Annotated in this window: 6 protein-coding genes and 1 pseudogene; 2 read left to right on the top strand and 5 right to left on the bottom strand. The window is 70.1% G+C overall.

Annotation, left to right across the window (positions count from 1 at the left end; all coding sequences use genetic code 11):
• Both VGD85_RS06725 and VGD85_RS06720 read left to right on the top strand, forming a co-directional pair.
• Positions 1 to 296 (top strand): LysM peptidoglycan-binding domain-containing protein (locus VGD85_RS06725; RefSeq protein WP_414690768.1); only part of this gene is annotated, 296 nt, incomplete at its 5' end.
• Positions 293 to 823: an Rv3235 family protein gene (locus tag VGD85_RS06720; RefSeq protein ID WP_331062675.1), complete on the top strand. Its 531-nt coding sequence runs from the start codon at positions 293 to 295 to the stop codon at positions 821 to 823. The genes VGD85_RS06725 and VGD85_RS06720, both read left to right, overlap by 4 nt.
• 313 nt (positions 824 to 1136) lie before the next feature.
• Here VGD85_RS06720 and secA read toward each other — a convergent pair whose 3' ends face one another.
• The 5 genes and pseudogenes from secA to VGD85_RS06695 all read right to left on the bottom strand — a co-directional run.
• Positions 1137 to 3977, bottom strand: coding sequence for a preprotein translocase subunit SecA (gene secA / locus VGD85_RS06715; protein WP_331062674.1), 2841 nt, complete (start codon positions 3975 to 3977; stop codon positions 1137 to 1139).
• Positions 3978 to 4044: 67 nt separating this feature from the next.
• On the bottom strand, positions 4045 to 5262 hold the full coding sequence (locus VGD85_RS06710) for a winged helix-turn-helix domain-containing protein (RefSeq protein WP_331062673.1): 1218 nt from the start codon (positions 5260 to 5262) through the stop codon (positions 4045 to 4047).
• 279 nt (positions 5263 to 5541) lie between these two features.
• Positions 5542 to 6225 (bottom strand): response regulator transcription factor, encoded by a 684-nt coding sequence (locus tag VGD85_RS06705; RefSeq protein WP_331062672.1) that lies wholly within the window; start codon positions 6223 to 6225, stop codon positions 5542 to 5544.
• A 128-nt stretch (positions 6226 to 6353) separates the two neighbouring features.
• Positions 6354 to 6983 carry a ribosome hibernation-promoting factor, HPF/YfiA family gene (gene hpf, locus VGD85_RS06700; protein WP_331062671.1) on the bottom strand — a complete coding sequence of 210 codons (630 nt, stop codon included), beginning with the start codon at positions 6981 to 6983 and terminating at the stop codon, positions 6354 to 6356.
• Between the two features lie 428 nt (positions 6984 to 7411).
• A pseudogene (locus tag VGD85_RS06695) lies at positions 7412 to 7598 on the bottom strand (ComF family protein); the annotation flags it as partial.

Here is a 7598-nt window from a genome sequence, read left to right as displayed (position 1 = left end):
GGCGGCCCCCGGCGGTGCTCGCCGGACTGCCGTTCCCCGACCGCGCGGTCGGTCTCCCGGGCCACGCGCTGCGGGCCACCGGCCCGGTCCGACCCGCCTGCGGCGAGGAGGCCCGCACCGTCGTCGTGCGCCACGGCGACTCGCTGTGGGAGCTGGCCGCGGTGCACCTCGGCGATGCACGCCGGTGGCCGGAGATCTACGCGCTCAACCGGGCGGCCATCGGCGCCGACCCGGGCCTGATCCACCCCGACACCCGCCTTCGGCTCCCCGCCGACCGACCCGAGGAGACATCGTGACCGACCACCCGGCACCCCGCCCGCAGACCCGCGAGACCGTCGTCCCGCTGCGGGCACCGGTCCCCGTCGCCAGCGTCCAGGGCACGCTGGCCCTCGACCTCCAGCCGCGCTTCGACCCACCGCAGCCCGCGTCCGGCGGCAGCCACGCGGCCGCCGACGTGATCGCGATCGAGCAACCGCTCCGTCGGGGGCTGGAGCAGTGGGCGCGCCGCTACACCCAGGCCGCGGTGGAGATCGTCGGCGGCGACCGGCCGGTCTCCCAGCTGCTGCGCTGGACCTCGCGGGAGGTCTACGAGAACCTCGATCGCCGCGCCCAGCTCGTCGCCCGCGCCGGGCGCCACCACCCCGGCCAGGGCCGGGTCCAGCCGGTGCGCCCCAAGGTGCTGGGCGTGCACGCGTGCTTCCTCTCCCGTGAGGTGGTCGAGGTCAGCGCGCACGTGCGGTACGGCGAGCGCTCCCGCGCGCTCGCCGCCCGCTTCGAGGCCACCGGCCAGCGCTGGTGCTGCACCGCCCTGGAGTGGGCCTGATCAAGCGAGCAGCGGGCCGCGACGAAGGAGCGGGCCGCGTCGCGAGACGAGGTTGAGCAAGCGACGCGACCGAGGGACGAGGTCGCGCGAGCGCGTCGAAATCAAGCGAGCAGCGGGCCGCGACGAAGGAGCGGGCCGCGTCGCGAGACGAGGTCGAGCAAGCGACGCGACCGAGGGACGAGGTCGCGCGAGCGCGTCGAGACTCAGTGAGACGACAGACGGCGGTGATCCGAAGATCACCGCCGTCGTTGTCAGCCGGGTGGTCTCGAGACAGGCGCCAGCGCGCCATTGCACCTCGACCGCCGGGGTGGCCTCAGCTGATACGAGCCGTCAGGCCCGTCGGGCCGCCGGGGCGCCCGTGGCACTGCTTGAACTTCTTGCCGGAGCCGCACGGGCAGCGGTCGTTGCGCCCGACGCCCGCGAACTCGTCGTCGGCGTTGGACGCCGGCGTGCCCTTGACCTCCGCCTCGCCGTCCTCGCTTGGAGCCGAGTAGGAGAGCTTCGTGGGCTGGCTGGGCCGCTCGAGCCCCTTGGCCCGGATCTGCGGGGTCTCGCGGGACCCGCCCTGGACCTGCTCGCCGGACTGGTCGAAGGCCGGCACCGGCTGACGCATCGGCTCGAGGACCTCCTCGACCTCCTCGTCCTCTTCCTCCTCGACATCGACGGAGACCTCGAGGTTGAACAGGAACCCGACCGACTCCTCCTTGATGCCGTCCATCATTGCGGCGAACATCTCGAAGCCCTCGCGCTGGTACTCGACCAGCGGGTCGCGCTGGGAGTAGGCGCGCAGGTAGATGCCCTCGCGGAGGTAGTCCATCTCGTAGAGGTGCTCGCGCCACTTGCGGTCGAGCACCGAGAGCAGCACGCGCCGCTCGAGCTCGCGCATCACGGTGTCGCCGATCTCGGCCTCGCGCTGGTCGTAGGCCTCGTGGGCGTCCTTCTGGAGGATCGCGATGAGCTCGTCGCGATCCATGTTCGCGCGGCCACCGGCCTCCTCCTCGAGGGTGCGGTAGTCCACGCCCACGGGGTAGATCTGCCGCAGCGCGGTCCACAGCGCCTCGAGGTCCCACTCCTCGGCGAACTCCTCGGTGGCACCGTTGACGTAGCCCGCGATCGTGTCGTCGATGAAGCCGCGGATCTGCTCCTGGAGGTCCTTGCCCTCGAGGACCTCACGACGCTCGGCGTAGATCACCTTGCGCTGCCGGTCCATGACGTCGTCGTACTTGAGGACGTTCTTGCGGGACTCGAAGTTCTGCGACTCGACCTGGCCCTGCGCGTTGGCGATCGCGTTCGTGACCCGCTTGTTCTCGATCGGGACGTCGTCGGGGATCTTCAGCACCTGGAGCACCCGGTCGACCCAGTCGGACTTGAACAGCCGCATCAGCTCGTCTTGGAGCGAGAGGTAGAACCGCGACTCGCCCGGGTCGCCCTGACGACCCGACCGGCCGCGCAGCTGGTTGTCGATGCGCCGGGACTCGTGGCGCTCGGTGCCGACGACGTAGAGGCCGCCGAGCTCGCGGACCTCGTCGTGCTCGTTGGCGACCTGGGCCTTGATCCGCTCGACGGTGCCGGGCCACTCGGCCTCGTACTCCGCGGCGGTCTCCCCCGCCGGCTCGAGCCCGCGCTTGCGCAGCTCGGCGTCGGCGAGGAACTCCACCGAGCCACCGAGCATGATGTCGGTGCCTCGACCGGCCATGTTGGTCGCGACGGTGACCGCGCCCTTGTGACCGGCGAGCGCGACGATCTTCGCCTCGTCGGCGTGCACCTTGGCGTTGAGCACGGAGTGCGGGATGCCGCGCTTCTTCAGCTTGCCGGAGAGGTACTCCGACTTCTCGACCGACACCGTGCCGACGAGCACGGGCTGGCCCTTCTCGTGGCGGTCGGCGATGTCCTGGACGACCGCGTCGTACTTCGCCTCCTCGGTGCGGTAGACGAGGTCGGCCTGGTCGACGCGCGCCATCGGCTTGTTGGTCGGGATCGGGACGACGCCGAGCTTGTAGATCTTGTCGAACTCGGAGGCCTCGGTCATGGCCGTACCGGTCATGCCGGAGAGCTTGTCGTAGAGGCGGAAGTAGTTCTGCAGCGTGACGGTCGCGAGCGTCTGGTACTCCTCGCGGACCTGCACGCCCTCCTTGGCCTCGATCGCCTGGTGGAGGCCGTCGTTGTAGCGGCGGCCCGCGAGCATGCGGCCGGTGTGCTCGTCGACGATGAGCACCTCGCCGTTGATGACGACGTACTCCTTGTCGTTGTGGAAGAGCTCCTTGGCCTTGATCGAGTTGTTGAGGAAGGAGATCAGCGGCGTGTTGGCCGACTCGTAGAGGTTCTCGATGCCGAGGTGGTCCTCGACCTTGGTGATGCCGGGCTCGAGGACCGAGATCGTGCGCTTCTTCTCGTCGACCTCGTAGTCCTCGTCGCGGACCAGGTTGCGGGCGACCTTCGCGAACTCGGCGTACCAGTGCACCTCGTCCTGGGTCGGGCCGCTGATGATCAGCGGGGTCCGCGCCTCGTCGATGAGGATCGAGTCGACCTCGTCGACGATCGCGTAGTTGTGTCCGCGCTGGACGCACTCCTCGATCGAGCCGGCCATGTTGTCGCGCAGGTAGTCGAACCCGAGCTCGTTGTTGGTGCCGTAGGTGATGTCGCAGTTGTAGGCCGCGCGGCGCTCGTCGGGGCGCATCTCCGGGAGGATCACGCCGACGGTGAGGCCCAGGAAGTGGTGGACGCGGCCCATCATCTCGGACTGGAACTTCGCGAGGTAGTCGTTGACGGTGACGACGTGGACGCCCTTGCCGGACAGCGCGTTGAGGTACGACGGCAGCACCGCGACCAGGGTCTTGCCCTCACCGGTCTTCATCTCCGCGATGTTGCCGAGGTGCAGCGCGCCGGCGCCCATGACCTGGACGTCGAACGGGCGCAGGCCGATCACGCGGCGGGCGGCCTCGCGGACGGTCGCGAACGCCTCGGGCATGATGTCGTCGAGGCTCTCGCCGGCCGCGAGCCGCTCCTTGAACTCAGCGGTCATCCCCTGGAGCTCGGCGTCGCTCATCGCGACGAAGTCGTCCTCGATGGCGTTCACCGCCTGCGCGATGGCCTCGAGCTGGCGCAGGATCTTGCCTTCGCCGATGCGGAGGATCTTGTCGAGAATGGCAGGCACGAGGCACGGACTCCTGAATGGGGTGTAGACAGACCTTCGCCACTCTACCCAGGCGCACGAGGGCTCCCTAACCCAACCGGCTCCCGACGACGGCGGCCAGCGCCGGCGCCAGGTCACCACGCGGCTCGACCGCGATCGAGCGGAGCCCGAGCCAGCCGGCCAGCCGCCCCAGCTCGAGGGCGAGCTCCTCGGCGGTCTCGCTGGGAGCAGCGGGCTCGGCGTACGCCGCCCGCACCAGGAGCCGGCCCGCGCCGGCGTCGTGCTGACGGTCGGCCTTGAGGTCGACCCGGGCCACGATCCGGTCGCCGAGCAGGAACGGCAGCACGTAGTAGCCGTGCACCCGTTTCTCGGCAGGCACGTAGATCTCGATGCGGTAGTGGAAGTCGAACAGAGCCTCGGTGCGCGCTCGCTCCCACACCACCGGGTCGAACGGGCTCAGCAGCGCTCGCGCCCGGACCCGGCGAGGCAGCCGGGCGTCCCGGTGCAGGTACGCCGGCCGGGACCACCCCTCCACCTGCACCGGGAGCAGCTCGCCCTCCTCCACCAGGGCGCCGACCGCGAGGGCGGTGTCGGCCACCGACATGCGGTAGTAGTCGCGCAGGTCCTGGACGGTCGCTACCCCGTGCGAGCGGGCGGCCCGCCGGACCAGCTCGCGGTTGGCGTCCTCGAGGGACGGGGTCGGCCGGGCCAGGACCTCGGCCGGCAGCACCCGCTCGGGGAGGTCGTAGCGGATCTCGAACTGGGTGTTGCGGCCGGCGATCGCCACCGCGCCGGACATGTAGAGGTAGTCGAGGACCTTGCGGGTCTCGGACCAGTTCCAGCCCCAGTTGTCCTTCTCGCGGGGGAGGCCGTCGTCGAGGTCGCGGGCGGTGGAGGCGCCGCGCTCGCGGATCTCCTCGAGCAGGCTCTGCTCGAGGCCGTCGTCCCCGACGACGAAGCCCCACTTGCCGCGCTTGGCGCGGTAGGCGGCCATCCGGTGCTGCATGACGGGCCACAGCTCGACGGGCATGAGCGCCTGGACGTGCGCCCAGTACTCCACGATCCGCCGCGGCCGGCGCTCGGCGGCCCGGCGCAGCAGCTCGACGTCGTAGGGACCCATGCGGGAGTAGAGCGGCATGTAGTGCGCGCGCTGGAGCACGTTGACCGAGTCGACCTGCAGCACGCCGGTGCGCTCGAGGGTGCGCTGGAGCGTGCGCATCGTCGGCGCGGCGTGCGGCTTGTCGAGGAAGCCCTGGGCGGCCAGCGCGATCCGGCGGGCCTGCGCGTTGCTCAGCGAGTCGACCACGGGTGGACCCTAGAGGAGCGCGCCGACGGTGGTTGAGGTGCGAGCGCAGCGAGCCTCGAAACCACCGTCCCGAACGAGCGCCGTTCGCTGGTCGAGTAGCCAGCGCCGTTCGCTGGTCGAGTAGCGAGCGCCAGCGAGCGTATCGAGACCACTGTCAGCGACAAGACCGACTCTCGGCTCACCGCTGTCTCGATACGCCCGTCGCGGCTTCGTTCCTCAGCCGCGGGGCTACTCGACCTGGCTCCTGGGCCTAGGACTGACCTCGTTCCTCGGTCAGTCCTAGGGGAGCTCAAGCAGCTTCTCCTTGACGGCGTACATGACCGCCTCCATGCGCGAGTGGAGCTGGAGCTTCTCGAGGATGTTGCGCACGTGGTTCTTGACCGTGTTCTCGCTGATGAACAGCTCCTTGGCGATCTCACGGTTGTTCATGCCCTTGGCGACCAGGCGGAGCACCTCGAGCTCGCGCTCGGTGAGTCGCAGCCCGGGCACGTGGTCGCGCTCGGGGCGCGACATCTGCTTGAACTCGTCGATGAGCTTGATCGCCATCGACGGGCTGATCAGCGACTGGCCGTCGGCGACGACACGGACGGCCTGGGCGACCTCGTCGATCGAGGAGTCCTTGAGCAGGTAGCCCGAGGCGCCGCTCTTGACCGCCTCGTAGAGGTCGGCCTCCTCGTCGGAGACGGTGAGCATGATGATCTTGGCCGACGGGACGGCCTCCTTGATCGCCAGGCACGCCTCGATCCCGGAGCGCTTCGGCATCCGGATGTCGAGCAGCACCACGTCGGGCGCGGCGGTCTCGGCGAGGGTGGTGCCCTCCACGCCGTCACCGGCCTCGCCGACCACCTCGATCCCCGACTCGGTCCCGAGCAGCATGGTCAGGCCCCGGCGGAACAGCTCCTGGTCATCGACCACGAGCACCCGGATCGGCTCCCGGCCGGCGTCAGTCGTTGCGTCTCCCACCTGCGCATCATGGCACGATCGGGCCTGATGACGTGCGCGGACGGGTGGTTGCAAATGCAACCGGAGTGGCCCGTTCGGGCCACTCCGGTCACCTCGCTCGGGCCGGGTCCGGGGACCCGGCGCCGGTCTCACGCGTTCGGCTCGACCTCCAACGAGATCACGCCGTAGTCATAGCCACGGCGCCGGTAGACGACCGAGGGGCGGTCGCTCTCCTTGTCCACGAAGAGGTAGAAGTCGTGGCCCACCAGCTCCATCTCGTACAACGCCTGGTCGAGCGTCATGGGGCTGGCCGCGTGGGTCTTCTCGCGGACCACCAACGGGCCGTCGCCGGCGACCTCGATCGGACCGACCCGGCGTTCGTGCGTGGTCACCTGCTCGTCGGCACCCGCCTCGCCGGCTCCCTCGGCCTGGTCGGCGAGGGCCTGGCCGACCGAGACCGGCGTACGGCGTCCACGATGCACCCGCCTGCGGTCCGAGGCACGACGCATCTGTGCCGCCATCTTGTCCAGGGCGAGGTCCAGCGCGGCCATCTTGTCGGCCGCGGTGGCCTCGGCACGGATCACCGGGCCCTTCGACAACGCCGTCAGCTGGAGCCGGACCGCACGGTCCGCCTGTCGCGGGTTGCGCTCACACTCGACCTCGACGTTCACGCGGATGATGCGATGGTCGTGCTTCTCGAGCTTCCCCAGCTTCTCCTCGACGTGACTGCGGAACCTGTCGGAGATGTCGCAGTGACGACCGGTGACCACAACTTCCATGTGAACCTCCCGTTGCACAGTTGGTTTCAGCGATGTTCAGCGTCCGGCACAGCCCTCCTGCGGGCAGGCCGACGCCCCGGCACCTCCGATGCGAGGCCCGGTGCTCGGGTGGAGAGGAGTCCGTCCGGCCGACCTGGTCTTCGACCCCACAACCGCCTGCTGAGGTGCTCGCAGCTTGTCTGCCACTACTGACCTTCTCCCGACCGGCGTCGCATCTGGCGACGGGGCCGAGGCAGGACTTACCTCTAAGCCGCACCGTGATCGGCGCTCCCCCCGGAGACCGGCGGAAGGCGCCTTACGTGGACCGCTTCGCCTGCGACTGGCATCGGCTTGCCGACCTGACTCCCGAGCGGACCCGGGCGTCCCGACGACGCAACCACGGACCCGGACGGACTCCATGCACAGACGTTAGTCGAACGTCCGGGCAATCAAAAGGGACCGAGGTCCCCGAGCGGCCCGGCCGGTCGGGACCGCCGCCGGGTGGCCGCGATCGCGGCATGGCCGGCCACTGCCAGGCCCACCGATTCGAGGGCGCGCTGCGCCTCCCGCGCGGTCGACCCGGTGGTGAGCACGTCGTCGCAGACCAGCAGTCGGGCCCGCGGTCGCCGCGCACCC

It is taken from the genome of Nocardioides sp., from assembly GCF_036401255.1.
Taxonomy (GTDB): domain Bacteria; phylum Actinomycetota; class Actinomycetes; order Propionibacteriales; family Nocardioidaceae; genus Nocardioides.
This window is presented reverse-complemented; position numbering and strand designations above follow the sequence as displayed.

What these genes read in the sequence shown, in the direction of transcription:
- hpf (WP_331062671.1), bottom strand. Translation starts at nt 6,983, where the DNA reads ATGGAAGTTGTGGTCACCGGTCGTCACTGCGACATCTCCGACAGGTTC.